General features: G+C 60.7%; 15 protein-coding genes. 10 read left to right on the forward strand and 5 right to left on the reverse strand.

The genetic code is table 11. From position 1 onward, the window contains the following. Positions 1-332: single-stranded DNA-binding protein (locus tag HPA02_RS01470; protein WP_146801178.1), on the forward strand; the 332-nt coding region annotated here is incomplete at its 5' end. 820 nt (positions 333-1,152) lie between these two features. Here HPA02_RS01470 and HPA02_RS01475 read toward each other — a convergent pair. After that, positions 1,153-2,508 carry an SIR2 family NAD-dependent protein deacylase gene (locus HPA02_RS01475; protein WP_146801181.1) on the reverse strand — a complete coding sequence of 452 codons (1,356 nt, stop codon included), beginning with the start codon at positions 2,506-2,508 and terminating at the stop codon, positions 1,153-1,155. 419 nt (positions 2,509-2,927) lie between these two features. Between HPA02_RS01475 and HPA02_RS01480 the strand changes: the two genes are divergently transcribed. The 6 genes from HPA02_RS01480 (at position 2,928) to rnhA (ending at position 8,993) form a co-directional block, all read left to right on the forward strand. Then, positions 2,928-3,170, forward strand: a complete 243-nt coding sequence (locus HPA02_RS01480; RefSeq protein WP_146801183.1) for a hypothetical protein — start codon at positions 2,928-2,930, stop codon at positions 3,168-3,170. A 331-nt stretch (positions 3,171-3,501) separates the two neighbouring features. Beyond that, positions 3,502-3,720: a DUF4224 domain-containing protein gene (locus HPA02_RS01485; RefSeq protein ID WP_146801185.1), complete on the forward strand. Its 219-nt coding sequence runs from the start codon at positions 3,502-3,504 to the stop codon at positions 3,718-3,720. Then, positions 3,717-4,772, forward strand: a complete 1,056-nt coding sequence (locus HPA02_RS01490) for a tyrosine-type recombinase/integrase (RefSeq protein WP_146801187.1) — start codon at positions 3,717-3,719, stop codon at positions 4,770-4,772. The genes HPA02_RS01485 and HPA02_RS01490 overlap by 4 nt, the downstream gene beginning before the upstream one ends. A 243-nt stretch (positions 4,773-5,015) precedes the next feature. Next, a complete protein-coding gene (locus HPA02_RS01495; RefSeq protein ID WP_146801189.1) occupies positions 5,016-6,773 on the forward strand; it encodes a site-specific integrase in 1,758 nt (585 codons plus the stop codon). Between the two features lie 408 nt (positions 6,774-7,181). Further along, positions 7,182-7,766, forward strand: coding sequence for a BRO-N domain-containing protein (locus HPA02_RS01500; protein ID WP_146801195.1), 585 nt, complete (start codon positions 7,182-7,184; stop codon positions 7,764-7,766). Between the two features lie 705 nt (positions 7,767-8,471). Continuing rightward, positions 8,472-8,993, forward strand: coding sequence for a ribonuclease HI (gene rnhA, locus HPA02_RS01505; RefSeq protein WP_244945835.1), 522 nt, complete (start codon positions 8,472-8,474; stop codon positions 8,991-8,993). A 634-nt stretch (positions 8,994-9,627) separates the two neighbouring features. Here the strand turns inward: rnhA and HPA02_RS01510 are convergent. Further along, the gene (locus HPA02_RS01510; protein WP_146801197.1) at positions 9,628-10,104 is read right to left on the reverse strand and encodes a KilA-N domain-containing protein; all 477 of its coding nucleotides are present in this window, start codon (positions 10,102-10,104) and stop codon (positions 9,628-9,630) included. A 416-nt stretch (positions 10,105-10,520) separates the two neighbouring features. Here HPA02_RS01510 and HPA02_RS01515 point away from each other — a divergent pair, with 416 nt between their 5' ends. Both HPA02_RS01515 and HPA02_RS01520 read left to right on the forward strand, forming a co-directional pair. Beyond that, positions 10,521-11,114 carry a recombinase family protein gene (locus HPA02_RS01515; RefSeq protein ID WP_146801199.1) on the forward strand — a complete coding sequence of 198 codons (594 nt, stop codon included), beginning with the start codon at positions 10,521-10,523 and terminating at the stop codon, positions 11,112-11,114. A gap of 84 nt (positions 11,115-11,198) precedes the next feature. Next, a complete protein-coding gene (locus HPA02_RS01520; RefSeq protein WP_146801200.1) occupies positions 11,199-11,648 on the forward strand; it encodes a hypothetical protein in 450 nt (149 codons plus the stop codon). Between the two features lie 310 nt (positions 11,649-11,958). Here the strand turns inward: HPA02_RS01520 and HPA02_RS01525 are convergent, their stop codons facing one another. Beyond that, positions 11,959-13,668, reverse strand: coding sequence for a potassium/proton antiporter (locus HPA02_RS01525; protein WP_146801431.1), 1,710 nt, complete (start codon positions 13,666-13,668; stop codon positions 11,959-11,961). Between the two features lie 142 nt (positions 13,669-13,810). On the opposite strand from HPA02_RS01525, the gene HPA02_RS01530 reads away from it, so the two are divergent. After that, entirely contained in the window at positions 13,811-14,932 is a 1,122-nt protein-coding gene (locus HPA02_RS01530; protein ID WP_146801202.1) for an ABC transporter substrate-binding protein, read from the forward strand. Here HPA02_RS01530 and HPA02_RS01535 read toward each other — a convergent pair. Both HPA02_RS01535 and HPA02_RS01540 read right to left on the reverse strand, forming a co-directional pair. Continuing rightward, positions 14,929-15,720 carry an alpha/beta fold hydrolase gene (locus HPA02_RS01535; RefSeq protein ID WP_146801204.1) on the reverse strand — a complete coding sequence of 264 codons (792 nt, stop codon included), beginning with the start codon at positions 15,718-15,720 and terminating at the stop codon, positions 14,929-14,931. The genes HPA02_RS01530 and HPA02_RS01535 overlap by 4 nt on opposite strands. Positions 15,721-15,765: 45 nt before the next feature. Continuing rightward, entirely contained in the window at positions 15,766-16,452 is a 687-nt protein-coding gene (locus HPA02_RS01540) for a 7-cyano-7-deazaguanine/7-aminomethyl-7-deazaguanine transporter (RefSeq protein ID WP_146801206.1), read from the reverse strand. Between the last annotated feature and the right edge of the window lie 144 nt (positions 16,453-16,596).

Here is a 16,596-nt window from a genome sequence, read left to right on the forward strand (position 1 = left end):
AAGGGCGTCTGCAGACTCGCAAGTGGCAGGCCCAGGACGGCCAGGACCGTTACAGCACCGAGATCGTCGCCAACGACATGCAGATGCTCGACAGCCGCGGTGGTGGCCAGGCCGGTGGCTACCAGCAGCAAGGCGGCTATGCCCCACCCCGTGGTCAACAGCAGCCCCGGGGCGGCTACCAGCAGCAGGGCCACGGTGGCCAGGCGCCCCAGGGCGCTCCCCCTCAGAATTCGCCGCCCCAGCAGCCTCCCGCTCAGGGCGGCCAGGGCAACCAGTACGGCGCACCGAATCCCGGGAACTACGACGACTTCGATGACGAGATCCCCTTCTAACTACGACGCCCTGGCCGTTACCGCGCTGCTCGCTCGGACGGGGCCGGGCGTACCGCAAGGCGATCCACAAGCGCATAGTCGAGCTATCGGAGGCCGACGCCGCATGACCATGCTCGCCGCCAAGCGGAGCGGCAGGCAGCGTAGGAGCGGCTGGGTCAGGGTTAACACTGGAAGGGTGTCGGCTTAGGGAAGCGCCCCAGCCAGGGGCAGCACAATCGCGTATCCAGCCGCCGAGCAAGCCTCAAAAAATGAGGCGACTACCACTTTTGCCTTCGACACGAATTCACTCATAGGCCCTTCCTCCTTACCGAGAGCTCGGCTCGGTTCCGTATTGCTGAGCATCCAGTTCTTGATGAGCATGCACAGGAAACACATAGAGGCGACCAGAATCTGCAAGTGCTGCACGGGAATCGAACCCAGAACGCAGTCCGCTTCCCTAAACCGACGCGATTATTCTAGCACGAACCATCCAGACTTTTCAGGCCACCGGGCGGTGGCCTTTTTCATGGAGACGACCATGGCCCACACCAAACCATAAGAGCGCCTGCTCCAGTCGATGCAGCGAAGACAGAAGACCCATCTCGTGATAGGGGGGGCTGGCGTCTCATGGACGGCACACCAATCCATCCGCGTACCATCTAGTCGCCTGCCAGCCGCGCCAAGATCGAGCCAGCCGGCACCGACCTGCTCGGTGACCGCATAACCTGCTACCAACTACCCAGGGCCCGGGACGCCCACTGAGGCGCCCCGCTTCATTCTGGATAAAGCTTGTAGAATACCTCGGCACCTTGCCCCGACTAGACGGTCGTAGCAATTACCTCTAGCACTCCTCAAGGGTGTACTCTTCGCCATCTCTTACTAGCCTGAGCAGCTCTATTGCTCGATGCGAGTATTTATTGAAAACAGCTTTGCTTCCTGACTTAATAGTCACATGATATGCATTATCGCTTGATTTTATATTCACCCCGGTCTGCTCAACCAATAGCTTGATTAGCTGATCTGCCTTATGCCAAGTCCTATACCCCAATTTATTCGCCACATCTGTAAGCGAGTAAGGATAAGCGGCATTGAATGTTGATGGGTCATCGATATTCGTAACACCGTACAGCTTGGCAAAGCCCTTTTCAGAAGAAGCCTCTTCAAGAAATTTAAAATCAACCTCAACTTTTCTTCTAGGAATGTCACAGCGAATCATGCTATAAGTTCTTGATAGAATTGATCTCAAAACTTTGGGATTAACTCCTTCAATAGCTTGGTTTTCTCCCAAAACTTCGTAGATCCAAGAAAAATCACTTGCAACAATACAGCTTACCCTCAAGCTTCTCTCTGCCGAGAGAGGGACAAGAACTTCCGTTTTATGCTGCCCCGTTTTTTCAGCGCCCTCATCATATTCTACTATGTATATATTTGGAACCAGGTCATCTTCTTGAGACAAAACCTCATCTATATCAGACAAAATGGCTTTAACATTAGAGTCCTGAGCACTATATCCCATGATAATCAGCGGGTGCTCTGCAAAAAACGTTAACAGCTTAGCGCTAAGATACTTCTTTTTTGTATTGAAATCCAAATAATCTTCGCTTGAGAAAATCAGAGAGTCGGGGCGGCTTGCACAGCCGTGAATTTTTACAATCTCCCCAATTGAGGCAAACGAGTTTCTAAGTATTTCTTGCCCTATTACTGGCTCATAAACTGGAAACACAGACTCCAAAAACTGATCATAATTTGTTGTAATAATTGCATAGGGGTTAACCTTTTTTAGGAGCTCGATCTCATCCCTATAGGCTTCTTGCTTGGCTAGAGCTTTTTCGCTTACTATTTCTTTCGAAAAATAACTTGCAATATAATGCTTGATATAAGCATCCGCAGGTGTTTTTGGCTCAAACAGCTCTTCGGGGAAGGATCCACGATCCTTCCAAGCCCATTCGCGGAAATATCTAGCCAAATGCGTACCGACCTCTACATTGTCAGCGCATTGCTGCTCATAATAACTCAATGGCAGCTCAATGTAGGGGCACTCTTCACAAAGGATGCTTAACAAGCCACTCCAAGTCGGAGTGCCAATGTATCTTTGCGACATGCCGGACCCAAAAAAGAGAATAGGCTGCACCCCCATCTCTTCTTTGCAGGTTCTAATACTTCCAGAAACTCTCTCTTTATACTCTTCGTAATTCATCCCCTCTCCCCTAAAAACAATCTTCCCTGGAAAAATCAAACCTTTGAATCATCTCTCATTACACACTATGTGCTCGATCATCGCAATGCTATAGGCAATCCGTTTAAGAATGCAGCTTGATGCTACTACTTCACTTCAACATCAACCACGGAGACTGATGTGCAAACAGAGGCCTTAAAGAAGGCTAGGCAGGCTATGGCAGATAAGCGCGCAGCAGGCGAAATCGCCCGGCTCGACCCCATCGAGAAAGCCAGCCAAAACCCCAGGAGCCTACGCTTGGCCATCACGGCCAAGTGCTGGGAGTGCATGGGCGGCGGCGAGGAGAGTGGCACCAGGCGGATGATCCGCGAGTGCACTAGCGCCGGGTGCCCACTGCATGCCCAGCGCCCCTACCAGCGCAATAAGATCGGAGATGCATCATGATCACCACCGCCCAACGCCCCATCGCGGACGACATCAACGAGATGCTCGTCGCACGCAATGTGGAGCTCGAGCAGGACAAGGCCAAGCTTGCCGAGCAGCTGGAGCAAGCTGAGGACCGGATCGCCAGACTGGAGGCCGGCATGCGACGGGCTCGGATCTACGCTGGGGAGCACATGCCAACGGCGTTTGGCACCGGAATCGTTCTCATCCTGGAATCGGCCCTCAAGGAGAGTTCATGAGCTGCGGACCGAAAGGCCTTCAACACTACCGCCAGCGTCTCGGTAGCAGCCAGGCGATGTTCGCCGATGTCTGCAATGAGCCTGCGTCGCGCTGGATGGACGACAGCCATCGCCGGTACGCGCTCCGAGCATCGCCGCCAATGTGTTCAAGGTGGACAGGCTGCTGCTGTACGGGAGCACCTCTCATGCACAGAGGCGCTTCAATCAGTGGCCACTCGGGGCACGCGGAATACTCGAGCGCGAATACACAAGCTAACTGCCGCCCAACAGGCGGCTTTCTTGTATCTGGGGCCCTGCCCGGCCCTCGCAGGTCACCCAAGGAGACAGGATCATGAGGCTATTCCTGACCAGCGAAGAACTCGAGGAGCTCACCGGACGTAAGCGCCGGAAGGAGCAGTGCAGCACCCTCGATGCGATGCATATCCGCTGGAAGATCAACGCCGCCGGCGATCTCCTGGTCGCCCGGCGCCACGTCGAGCAAGTCTTCTGCGGCGAGGCGCCGGCCATTCAGGAGCGCACCCGGCCCAACCTGGAGGCCCTGAGCCGATGAGCAAACCCTCGCTTGGCATTCCTCGCGTCTACTGGCGCAAGGGCGCTTGGCGCTATCTGTGCAACGACCGGCAGAAGGCCCTGGTCGGCAAGAGCTGGATCCGCCTCGGCGCCACCCGGGGCGAGGCACTGGAGGCATGGGAGGAGTGGCAGCCCCTCCTCTTCCCCAAGACGGGCATGGCCCAGCTCTTCGATCGCTACCAGGCCGAGATCATCCCGGCCAAGCCGTCTCCGGACACCCGGCGCTCGAACCTCCAGGAGCTTAAAGCCCTGCGTAAGGTATTCGGCGGGATGGAGCTGGAGGACGTGACGGTGCACGACGTCTACCGCTTCCTGGACGCCCGGGGCGTGCAGTCCAAGACCCAGGCCAACCACGAGCTGGCCCTGCTCAAGCATATCTTCCGCACCGCTCAGCGCTGGGGGCTCATGGAGCACAACCCAGCAGATCCGGTACCGAAGCTGAAGACGATCCCGCGGGATCGCTACATCACCGACGCCGAGCTGCGCACCTTCCTCAAGTACTCGACGCCCTGGGTGCAGCGCTACACCCTGCTCAAGTACAAGACCGGGCTGCGCCAGAAGGATCTTCTATCGCTGCAGCTATCCCAGCTGACACCAGAGGGCATCCGACTGCGCACCCGCAAGGTGGGCAAGCTGGCGATGATTCCCTGGGATGATGAGCTGCGCCGCCTGGTAGACGAGATCAGGGCCGACAACCTGGCCCGGGGCAAGCAGGGCCCTACCCTGTTCTGCAAGCGCAATGGCGAGGCCTACGACAAGGACCACTTCCACAGCCGCTGGCAGTACAGTATGAGGAAGGCGATCAAGGAGGGAGGGCTGACCCGGTTCACCGAGCATGACCTGCGTGCGAAGCACGCCACCGATGCGGACAACCAGAAGCTCGACGTGCAGGCCAATCTGCAGCACAGTGATCGCCGCACCACCGAGATTTACCTCCGCGCCAAGCGGATCGCCGAGGTGACCATGCTCTCCGCCGAGGGCTTTCAGGCGGCGAAAACAGTGCAACCGAAGGACGAGAAAAGCGAGGGGTAACAACCGGCAAATGCCCCAGGTGCAACGAGGTTTTGTTACCCCCTGCTTTCTAGGTCGCTGTTTATATTAGGAAAAACCCGCCACCTCTCCCGGTCTTGAAAACCGGCGTAGGTGAGAGCCTACCCAGGGTTCGAATCCCTGTCCCTCCGCCACTCGAATATCGAGCCCCGAGAATCAGTAACTTGCTGAACTCGGGGCTTTTTCTTTCCCGGCCGTCCCAATCTGGTGTTACATTGGGAGGCCATGAAGACCGTGAAAGTCACCGGACACCCCCGCCTGTACCGTCGAGGTGGGCGCTACTACCACCGCGTCGCCATCCCTCAGGACATCCGCGAGACTTATCCCAAGACCGAGGAGACGTTCTCCCTCAATACCTCCGACTATCAGGAGGCACTCCGCCGTGTCCGCAAGGCGGCCTCCGAGGTTGACGAGCGGTTCGCCCAGCATCGTCAGATGATAGCCGCAAGGGCTCAGCCCCAAGCTTCCCTGTCTGACGATCAGGTCACCCACCTCGCTTCTATATACCATGCGCAGATCCTGGAGAGCGATGAAGGGATGCGGACGGAGCAGCTCGGTACCGGTAGACAAGATCCTTATGTCCACATGGAAGTTATGGGAGAACTGCTCCAAGAGGCACGGGAGTGCTACGCCATGGGGAGGGTGGCTCGCCACGTACAGCGAGCGGTAAGCGACATCGTAGAGGAGGAAGGCATCTTCCTGACTCCCGATGCGCCAGCGTGGCAGCGACTGGGGCGAGTCTTTCAGGAGACCTTCATAGAGGCCGCTGGTGAGATAAGGAGACGCGATCAAGGCGAGGTCGTGGTTACCCCCAGGGTTGCGCCCAGTGAAGAACACCGGCCCTCCTCTACCTATGGTGGCCATGCTAACCAGGGACAGGGGCCGCTGCTGTCGGCTGCCGCTGAGGAGTGGATGGCCGAGAAGGCGCGGACATGGACGCCGAAGACGGCCAACGATCACCGGTCCACCATCACCAGCTTCATTACCATCAACGGCGACAAGCCCTTGGAGGACTACGGCAAGGCCGATGGACGGTTGTTCAAGGCGCTGCTGATGCGTCTCCCCGCAAACTGGACGAAGCAGAAGCCATTGAAGGGGCTGACCATCGACAAGGCGGCAGATCGAGCCCAGGAACTCGGAATGCCTCCGATGTCCGACAAGAACGTCAACAAGCTGCTCGGCTATGCGGCGGCGTTCTGGAACTGGGCGGCGAACCACTACGACGACTGCCCGACCAACCCCCTGGCTGGGCTCAAGATCAAGTTGAAGAAGCGAGCGAGGGAGGAACGCGACCCGTTCACCCTGGCCGAGCTTCGGACGCTCTTCAAAGCCCCCGTATTCACCGGGTGCCGGTCGCTCCGCTTCTGGCGCCAGCCGGGAGAGCTGGTCCCGCGTGACTCGGGGATGTTCTGGGCACCGCTGATCAGCCTGTTCTCGGGGATGCGTATGGGGGAGATCCTGCAACTATACGTATCGGACGTGAAGCAGGAAGGCGAAATCACCTACCTCGACATCAATGGCGATGGTGATGACAAATCCCTGAAGACGGTATCCAGTTGGCGAGGAATCCCAGTACACCCGGAGTTGAAGCGCCTAGGCATCCTCGAACACGTCGACAGGATGCGCCAGCAAGGGAGCAAGCGGCTGTTTCCTGACATGCCAATGGGGGAGGACGGCTATTACTCGTCGGTGTACTCGAAGCGGTTCCGTCAGTTGCTGGAGAGCTTGGGACTGAAGCACGGCAAGAACGCCTTTCACTCCTTCCGGCACAACTTCGAGGACGCTTGTCGGGCCTCGGGGATCTCTGCCGATGTCATGAACGCCTTACAGGGTCACGCAGAGGCTGGGATGTCAGGCCGCTATGGTTCGGGTTACCACCTGGCGACCCTTGCCGAAGCCATCGAGCGGCTGGAATATCGAGGGCTCGATTTGAACCACCTTCACCCCTCTCTGAGCATGACAGACAACAATAAGGAACCGTGATGCGACTCCTTACCCCCTTTCCAGTCTGGCCGGTCCTTGGAGCTACCATCCTTGCCGCCGCTCTCGTGTACTCCTCACACGTGCAAAGCATGGATACTCGATGCTCACAACTCTTCAACGGCCTGGAGAGCAGCTTGGGTCGTGTGCCCTACTTCGTACTAATGGAGCCAATCGCCGAAGATAGCGATGTCTGGCGAGTGCTCCGAATGGCTGAAAGCATAAACGCGGTGACGCTAGAGCAGTGCGCCCAGCGATAGGGAAAACACTCCCAGGTCTCCATCGGCTGCCCCCTGAGATGTTCGAAGACTGATTACCACACAGTAGTAGAACAGCACCTCGCGGACCCCTGGCCATACCGGCTGGGGGTTCTTGCTTTTAAGCACCCCGACAACTGGGAGAGATACCGACATGACTACTCAACTGACCACCTTCAACTTCAAGTCCCTGACCGTCCGCGTAGTGGAGATCGAGGGCGAGCCCTGGTTCGTGGCTTCGGATGTGATCAAGGCGCTCGGCCTGTACGCCAGTGAGTATCGCCGCCTAGACGACAACGAGAAGAGCTTGTTGCGTCGAGCGCATCTAGGTCTGCGAGAAGGGCGCCCGATGGTCATCGTTGCTGAGTCCGGTCTTTACAAGCTGATCATGCGCAGCGATAAGCCTGGGGCCAAGGCTTTCCAAGACTGGGTCACCAAGGAGGTACTCCCCTCCATCCGCAAGACCGGCTCCTACTCGGTCAAGAAGGAAGTCCAACCGGCTGTCCGTAAGCCGATCACCACCAACGAGTCCGAGACCATCAAGCTGATGGCCCAGACCATCGACCGGCTGACTGCCCTCCAGGCTAACCCGCTGATCACTGTTGAAGTGGACCCACTGATCACCTTCCAGCAATACGAGGCGAACACCCACCAGTACGTCGAGGGCCCAACCCGCCAGCACATCCTCGATACCACCGTTGGTCTGGCAAAACACAGGGGCATCGACCTAGCACGATAGAGGCAAGATCGGCGACGTTCGATTCCCACACAGTTATGGAGGACCTACGCGTTCTCCGGGGGACGGACTCAGGGCTCGCTCATGTGATGGCTTCGAGTTTCCCCGGCATTCGCTGCTTTGAGCTTTCAGGCGCAACCCGATGACCGCACCTCACGAGGGTGGCAGGTGAACGACGCGAACCTGACGTTGCTGGCTGGGAAGTGATGGCACCCAGTCGAGGCATGGCTACCCGTGATTCACGGGGTGACAGCGGATGGCGGGGAACAGATCTAGGGACTGCTATGTGATGAATCCCTCCATCTTATAGATTCTCTTGGAGTTTCTACCGGTGCTTCTCTGACCACCATCACCACCGTTATAAACCCAACATGGTCCCCTCTTCAGGAAAAACATCAAGAGATCTTGAGGAGCCGCTACAGGACACGACAAGGGGTGACCTCCTCAAATCGAGCTTGATGAAGATACCCTGTATGGGTGGTATCGATGTGTGGTGATGATGGATAGTACCCCCACCAGTCTCTCCTCACTGGCTGTCGGCTGCCATCCCCTGTGTCGGCTGTCAGTATGACCCCGGCTTTCCCCGAGTCACTCTCCAAGTAAACCCCAGTGACATTCTCGAAGGCGATAGACAGGTGGCAGCGTGTGTCCGCTCGCTGGGTCCGTCGCCTGTGGGGACTGTCGCCTTCGACAATGACGGACACACACATGACCATGAAACAGCAATCGCCAGCACCGGCTCCACAGGCTACATCAGATCTGCGGCGAACCATTCACATCTTCACCGATGGCGCTTGCAGCAACAACGGACGGGCCAACGCGTCAGGCGGATGGGCGGCCATTCTGGTGAACACTGAAGGTGAACGCCTGAAGATCTCCGGTAAGCTGACCGGGGACGAGATCACCAACAACAGGGCCGAGTTGACCGCTGTCATTGAGGGGCTGTCCGCCCTCAAGCGCCCCGCCGATGTGATTCTGGCAACCGACAGCAAGTACGTGGCGGACGGTGCGACTACCTGGCTGGCGAGCTGGAAGCATAAAGGCTGGAAGACAGCCGCCGGGAAGCCGGTCAAGAATGTCGATCTCTGGCAGCGTCTCGATGCCCTGCTGGAGATCCACGCCGTGGCCTTCGAGTGGGTCAAAGGTCACAGTGGTCACCCCGAGAACGAACTGGCCGACTCCCTGGCCTGTGCCGCCTGTGACGGGAAGGTGGCCAGAGAGTATGGCTGATCCTTGCGAATGCCAGCGACCTCCCTAAGAAATCGTTAGGGAGCGCCCCTGCCCCCTCACCCGCGAGACAGGCCACAACGGTCTCGTGATTGTTTCCTACTGCCCGCGAATACCCACCCTCAAGCATCCCTCGGCTGGTTTTCCAGTAGGCTCCTTCCGGCCTGATGCTTGGGGGTATTTTTTGTGATGCTGGTACCGGGCCAGGGAGAAGAGAACAGGCGCCAGCAAGGGCTCTAGCTTTGCCATTAGGGCCCCGTCGAAATCGCCCGACAAGAGCCCCGTGAGCCTCGACATCACGTAGTGAGCGTGCCCCCTCCATGACCATCGAGCGTACCCCGTGGGCCGCTATCGTCAGTCCTGACCGGCTCCCAATAGAAGCCAGTCGAGTTCCAGGCCAGCTCCCCCACGTTGGGGACTCTCAGGTATAGATCACCCAGGTACATATCGAATTTGAATGCACCGATTGACAGACCAAGCCCCCACTTGCCACACGCTACTCGCATTGTCTTTTCTTCCTGAAATGCACCACCCCATGTGGTGCGCGGGAGTAGTTATATCCGGCCAAGGAATCAGTGTAAACCCTTTTATATCAACAACTTAATATACTCCGCCGCATCAATTACGCGAGTGGATATTACAGAGTCAGCAGCCTCACCTTCTGGACGACCTCGGGTGCGTTGGTCAAGGCGAGGTCACGCTCTGCTTGGAGCTGCTTGGCCTGGGCCAGGACTTTCTCGAAGTACGCCAGCGGGTTGGTCAGTAGATCGTCGGCAGCGTGATCAGCAACGGCGATGCCTTGGGTCTGTCCACGGTCGAAGAAGTCGACGACCTTCATGTGGAACTTGGCGCTGACCCACATGGCGTAGGTGTAGACGAGTTGCTTGCAGACGAAGGTACCACCGCTGCGGCCTCGCTTGGATTCAACCGGGGAAATCTGCTGTGCGGAAGAATTAAGCTCGGCCAGCAGCTCGACGGTTTCGGGACGCTTCATGAAGAAGGCTGGCTGGTGGCGGCTCTCCCCACCGGCAGCCCGGTGCAGGTCGTTCAGGCAGTACCGCCCTTCGGCGTCGGTCTTGATGGAGGTGTCAGCGATGAGCAGTTGGTGGGTCATGTCGGTATCTCTCCCAGTTGTCGGGGTGCTTGAGTAGTCATGCACTCGCCTGGAAGGTGGTATTTTTTTATAGCGCACATTTTCGAGCCGACACACTACGGGCTTTCCGCAGCCAGATCCCCCGTTACCCCCGTGGCTCGACCTCTTAGGAGGGCTGCCACCCCCTATCCTCACCACTACCTGACCACTGCCCCGCAAGTACTGTGTCAGGTAGTGGTCTCACCGTTGCCTGTTGGCACTGACTCAGGTGTATCTCTGCCCCGTACCAAAAACCCCTGCTGACCAGCGCCCTGGGAACCCGCATGGTTACTGGTTCTTGTCTCCCAGCCTCTACCGTACGGATAACAGTTGATTTCCGTATGGCTCCTGGCTACGCTTGCTCCCATCTACCACCACAGCCGCAGGGACGAGCCATCATGGCCAAGCGAGTCGCGATCTACAGCCGAGTATCAACGGACGGCCAGACCACGGACAACCAGACGCGGGAGCTACAGGCAGTTGCCGATCGCCACGGCTGGGAAGTGGTAGCCGAGTTCACGGACCACGGTGTCAGCGGCGCCAAGGGGCGGGACAAGCGTCCCCAGTTCGATCAGCTCATCAAGGGAGCCATACGCCGGGACTTCGATGTCATTATGGCGTGGTCGGTGGATCGCCTGGGCCGGTCCCTTCAGGATCTCGTCGGTTTCCTGGGAGAGATCCACGCCAAGGGGGTCGACCTCTACCTTCACCAGCAGGGCGTCGACACGACCACACCGGCTGGCAAGGCCCTGTTCCAGATGCTGGGGGTCTTCGCCGAGTTCGAGCGGTCGATGATCCAAGAGCGGGTCAAGGCGGGCCTGTCCCGTGCCAAGGCGCAGGGGAAGAAGCTAGGGCGGCCGAAGACGGCACCAGAGGTCGAACAGCGCATCCTGGCGGCCAGGGCCGAGGGGCTGAGCTACCACCGCATCGCCAAACAAGAGGGAGTGGGGGTCAGCGTGGTGCAGCGAGTGCTTAAAGAGACAGCTGCTTGATAGGCTATCTCTTTGCCAGTATTTGTTTTTTTGCGGACACAGGCTCCTGCCTGAGGGCACGTTGAACGAGAAGAAGGAGTAAGCATGGAGCGGCTTGAGCGCTTTCACCTGGTTGCCGGACTTGTGCTTGATGATGCCCTGAATGGGTTTCCCGACTACAAACCAATAGACACCATACGCATCGTTGAGACGATCTCGGGTGAAAAGTACCCTGCACAAGAGTACAACCCCATAAGCGGCACCCTGGAGCCCGCCCTGTCAGAGCATCAGGAAGAGATTAGGTCTTTGTGCGACAGCACCATCAGTTGGTTGGTCGACGAGGGGTACTTACGAGGCTCTAGCGTAGCATCCAATATCGTGGTCCTCACATCGAAGGGACAAGCTGTCCTTGGAATTCGACCACTTGATGAACCAGATGAGCCCACATTCGCTGAAAAACTCAGAAGCAACGTAGCCCAAGGGGCTTGGAGTGCCGTCGCTGACTCGACGAAACTACTGCTACTCAGCGGTGCAGGAGGCGCCTTGGGCTTCTAGGATTGCAGCTGTTACAGGAATCCGCTACATTGAAGCACAGGAAGCCGGGGCAAGTGGTTGATTTAAAAAGGGTTAGGGTGTCCATGTCCGCGCTCCCTGTCCCTCCGCCACTCTTCTTCTAGAATCAGGCGCCTACGGGCGCCTTTTTCGTTTCCCCAGGATCCTCAGCGATGGCCTCGGCGCGCTCAGGCGTTGCTCTCCAGGTCTGAGGGCGGTATCCCGGTGCCGAAACACGATTCACCGCGCCTCCCGGCCGACCGTCTCTCGACGGGGCCGGCACGCCCACCGACCCCAGCCGCCATCCCCCGATCTATTGGTACAGTCGCAGGCCCACCTTGGTGATCTTGTTGCCCGCCATCTCGCTGACCACCCAGTGGATGCCGTGCCAGCCCACGTCGTCGCCCACCACCGGGTGACCGCCCACCCGCAGAGAGACGAACTCGCCGAGGGTCATGCCCTCCTCGCCCGGGCTCAGCGTCAGCCCGTAGGCGGCGGCCACGTCCTGCATCAGGGCATCGCCATCCAGCGTAAAGGTGCCGAAGAAGGCCTGCTGCCGCTTGAGTCGCGCCTCGCCGTTGAAGAGCCGATTCAGCACCGGCAGGTCCTCGCTGCGACCGATGACGCAGAGCACATCGCCCTGCTTGAGCAGGGTACTGCCCTTGGGATGCAGCATCGCGTGCTGGCGAAAGAGCGCCGAGATCACGGCCCCGGAGGGAAAGCGCAGCAGGCGGATAGGCACCTCGTCCAGGTCCTGATTCTCGACCCGATAGACGAACATCTCGTAGTCATTCTCCGGCAGGATACCCAAGGGGCCGCGGCGGTTCGGGGTCACCCCGAGTGGCACCTCCACCTTCATCCAGCGCGCCATGTAGGAGAGGCTGCCGCCCTGAATCACCAACGACATCAGCACCACCGCGAAGGCAACGTTGAAATAGAGGGAAGCATTCTCCACCCCGCCGATCACCGGAAAGATCGCCAGCACGATGGGTACCGCGCCGCGCAGTCCCACCCAGGAGATAAAGCCCACCTCGCGCCAGCGGAACTTGAAGAAGGGCTTGATGGCCAGCAGCACCGCCAGGGGACGCGCCACGAAGATCAGCGCCAGGGCCACGCCCAGCGCCGGCAGGGCGTAATGGAGCATCTCGCTGGGCGTCACCAGCAGTCCCAGCACCAGGAAGAGGCCGATCTGGCTGAGCCAGGCCAGGCCATCGTGTACCGGCAGGATGAAGTTGAGATGCCGCCCGGGCTGATTGCCGATCATCAGACCCGCCAGGTAGATCGCCAGGAAGCCGCTCCCGCCGAGGAAGGCGGTCAGGCCGAAGACCAGGAAGCCCAGGGCCAGCGCCAGCAGGGAGTAGAGCCCCGGGGCCAGATCGACCCAGCGCAGCAGCCGCGCACTCAACCAGCCGATGCCGATGCCGATCACCAGCCCCAGGCCGAACTGCTTGATCAGGAACAGCAGCGTATCGACGGGACCGCCGATCTCGCCCACCAGGACCTCCACCAGCATCAGGGTCAGGAAGATCGCCATGGGGTCGTTGGTGCCCGACTCGATCTCCAGGGTGGCGCCGACCCGTTCGTTGAGGTTGACGCCGCGCCCGCTGAGCATGGAGAAGACCGCCGCGGCATCGGTGGAGCCGACGATGGCCCCTACCAACAGCCCCTGCACCAGCGAGAGCTCGAAGACCCACATGGCGATGCCCCCCACCACCAGGCTGGTGATAAAGACCCCCAGGGTGGCCAGGGAGAGGGCCGGCTTGAAGCCGACGCGAAAGGTCTTGAGACGGGTGCGCAGGCCGCCATCGAGCAGGATCATCGCCAGTGCCAGATGACCGATCAAGAAGGCCAGCCCGTAGTCGTCGAACTGGATGCCCAGCACGCCCTCTTCCCCGGCCAGCATCCCCAGTCCGAGGAAGATCAGCAGCAACGGCAACCCCACCAACGAAGAGAGACGACTGGCGAGAATGCTAAGGGCCAACAGGAGGCCGCTGAGCAGGAAGAGGCTATTGATGCTGTCCATGGCGTTGCTGCACTCACGTAAATAGGAGAAGTATGCCATACCGCGATGCCGAGCAAAGGCATCGTCCGCCCTTCCACCGGCGGGGGCGACGAGGATAGACTCTGGGCTGTCTCGGCCCCGTGGCCACCCGACTGGAGATTCCATGACGCCGACCACCAAGCCGATTCGCCGCGCCCTCGCCCTGGTCGCCGCCCTGTGCCTGGGGTGGAGCGCCCCCGGGTTGGCCGATCCCGATCCCACGGCCGATGCCAACCCGGCCAGCGTCGCCGAGCCGCGCCTCGACGAGCGCGCCATCGATGCGGCACGCGAGCTGATCGAGGCGCGTGCCGAACCGCTCCCCCCGCCGACCCAGACCGACCGCGCCCCGGAGCCCATCGCCCCGCCGCCGCTGCGCGAGCTCAAGGTGATGCTGGAGTGGTACCTGGGACTCCAGCACGCCCCCTGGATCCTGGCCCGAGAGCGCGGCCACTTCGACCGCCAGGCACTGAGCGTGGAGCTGATGTCGCCGGCGGACCCCGAGGTACCGACCAAGCTATTGTCGGCCCAGCGCATCGACTTGGCCCTGGGCCGCCAGCCCCAACTGCACCTGGAGAGCGCGGCGGGCCAGCCCCTGGTCAGGGTGGCCACCCTGATCGACAGCCCGGCCGGCGGCCTGCTGATGCGTGAGGATATCGACGGCCTCAACGCCCTGTCACAGGGCCAGCTCGCCTACGGCGTGGCGGATAGCCCGCTGATCGCGCGCACCATGCTGGCGCAGCAGGGCATCGTCCTGGAGGCCTCGCGACTGGTGGATCGTCACTTCTCCCTGGGCCAGGCCCTGCTCGGTGAAGAGGTGGTGGCGGTGGTGGCGCCGCTCGCGATCACCCTGAGCGCCCAATTGGCCGAGGAGGGCCTCGCCACCCGCCACTTCCCCGCCGAGGAGCACGGCCTGCCCGCCTATGATGGCCTGATCCTGATGGCCCACCAGGAGCGCCTGGCCGGCCTGCGTGAGGATATCCAGCGCCTGGTCACGGCCCTCGAGCGTGCCACCCTCTGGGCCCTGAATCACCCGGAAGCGGCCTGGTCGCTGCTGGTGGCCAGCGAACCGAGCCTCGACAGTGCCGCCAATCGGCGCGCCTGGCCCTGGCTGCTGGCGCGCCTGGCCACCCGCCCCGCGGCCCTCGATCCGGCGCGTTACGAGCGCTTCGAGCGCTTCCTGGTGGAAGAAGGCCAGTTGCAGGCGACTCGTCCGGTCGCCCAGTTGGCCGTGGATCCCAACGACTAGTCGCGAGCTGCCCCTTCGACCCGGGCGATAAAGTCGTTGACCGCCGCCTGGAAGGCCTCCGGCTGCTCGGCATGCAGCCAGTGTCCCGCCTCGAGCGTCACCAGCGCCGCCTCGGGCAGCACCTCACGCAGTGCCGGCAGCATGGCGTCGGTCACGTAGTTGGAGCGACTGCCGCGAATCACCAGGCTGGGCCCGGCATAGGGGGCATCCCCCTGGGGCTCGCCGCGAATCGCTTCATAGTCGGCCTCGATCTCGTCGAGGCCGACGCGCCAGCGCATGGCTCCCTCGCCTCGCACCAGGTTGGTGGCCAAAAAGAGGCGCACCGCCCGCTCCGGCACATGCTCGGCCATGATCCCATCCACCTCGCGACGATTCTCCGGCGCCACGGCCTCCACCGCCCGTAGCGCGGCGAAGATGGCGTCATGGCCGTGGCCGTAGGCGACGGGGGCGATATCCGCCACCACCAGCGAAGCGACTCGCTCGGGATTTTCCCGCGCCAGGGTCATGGCCACCTTGCCGCCCATCGAGTGGCCCAGCAGGTGGCAGCGTTCGATCCCCAGGCGGTCCAGGGTGGCCAGGACATCGTCGGCCATGGCGTCATAACCCATTCCCTCGGCATGGGGGGAACGGCCATGGTTACGCAGGTCCACCGCCAGGGTGCGGCGCACCTGCTGCCAGCCGCGCAGGTGCGAGCGCCAGTTATCGGCGCTGCCCAGCAGGCCGTGGATCACCACCAGGGGCAGGCCGTCGCCGGCGCCGCCGTCCAGGGTATGCAGCTCGATCGCCATCCTCATCTCCTTGTCGTCGTTGCGATGCCCCGGCGTCGCCGAGGCTTATCCATTGCTGCCGCCGAGTGCCACCGCCTGGCCCTCGCTGCGCCCGGTCCAGGCCACCAGGCGGCGACTCAGCCAGGCCAGCAGCACGCCGTAGAGGGGCAGGAAGAACAGCAGGCTGATGCCCAGCTTGATCGCGTAATCCACCAGGGCGATCTCCGGCCAGTGCGCCGCCATAAAGGGATCGGGACTGCCCTGAAAGGCGGTGGCGAAGAACACCAGGGTATCGGCCAGGTTACCGAATACCGTGGAGACCGCCGGCGCCAGCCACCAGGCACGAAAACGGCGCAGCCGATCGAAGACCTGAATATCCAGCCACTGCCCCAGCACATAGGCCAGGAAACTGGCCAGGGCGATGCGCGCCACGAAGGTATTCCACTCGCCCAGGGCCTCGAGGCCCACGTAACTACCCCGCGGGAAGATCACCGAGATCGCATAGGAGATCACCAGGGCCGGCAGCATGACCCGCAGAATGATGGCGCGGGCCTGGCGCTTGCCGAACAGCCGCACGGTGAGGTCGGTGGCCAGGAAGATAAAGGGAAAGCTGAAGGCGCCCCAGGTGGTATGCCAGCCGAACAGGGTGAAGGGCAGCTGCACCAGGTAGTTACTGGCGGCGATCACGCCGATATGGAAGGCGACGAGGAGAACCAGGCAGCGTCGCGCCTGATGGGGAGTCAGATCGAACATGGAAACCTTTTTGTCATGGCGGAGGGGTGAGGGAACCCTCGATGGTTCAACGGCGACCGCCCGGGCAGAGGCCCGGGCGGTCATGCAAGGGAGCTAGTATACGCGGTGCGACCCGCGACGTCAGCGCCCCCGGGAAGCCGCCCC

This window comes from Bisbaumannia pacifica, assembly GCF_007989625.1.
Classification (GTDB): domain Bacteria; phylum Pseudomonadota; class Gammaproteobacteria; order Pseudomonadales; family Halomonadaceae; genus Bisbaumannia; species Bisbaumannia pacifica.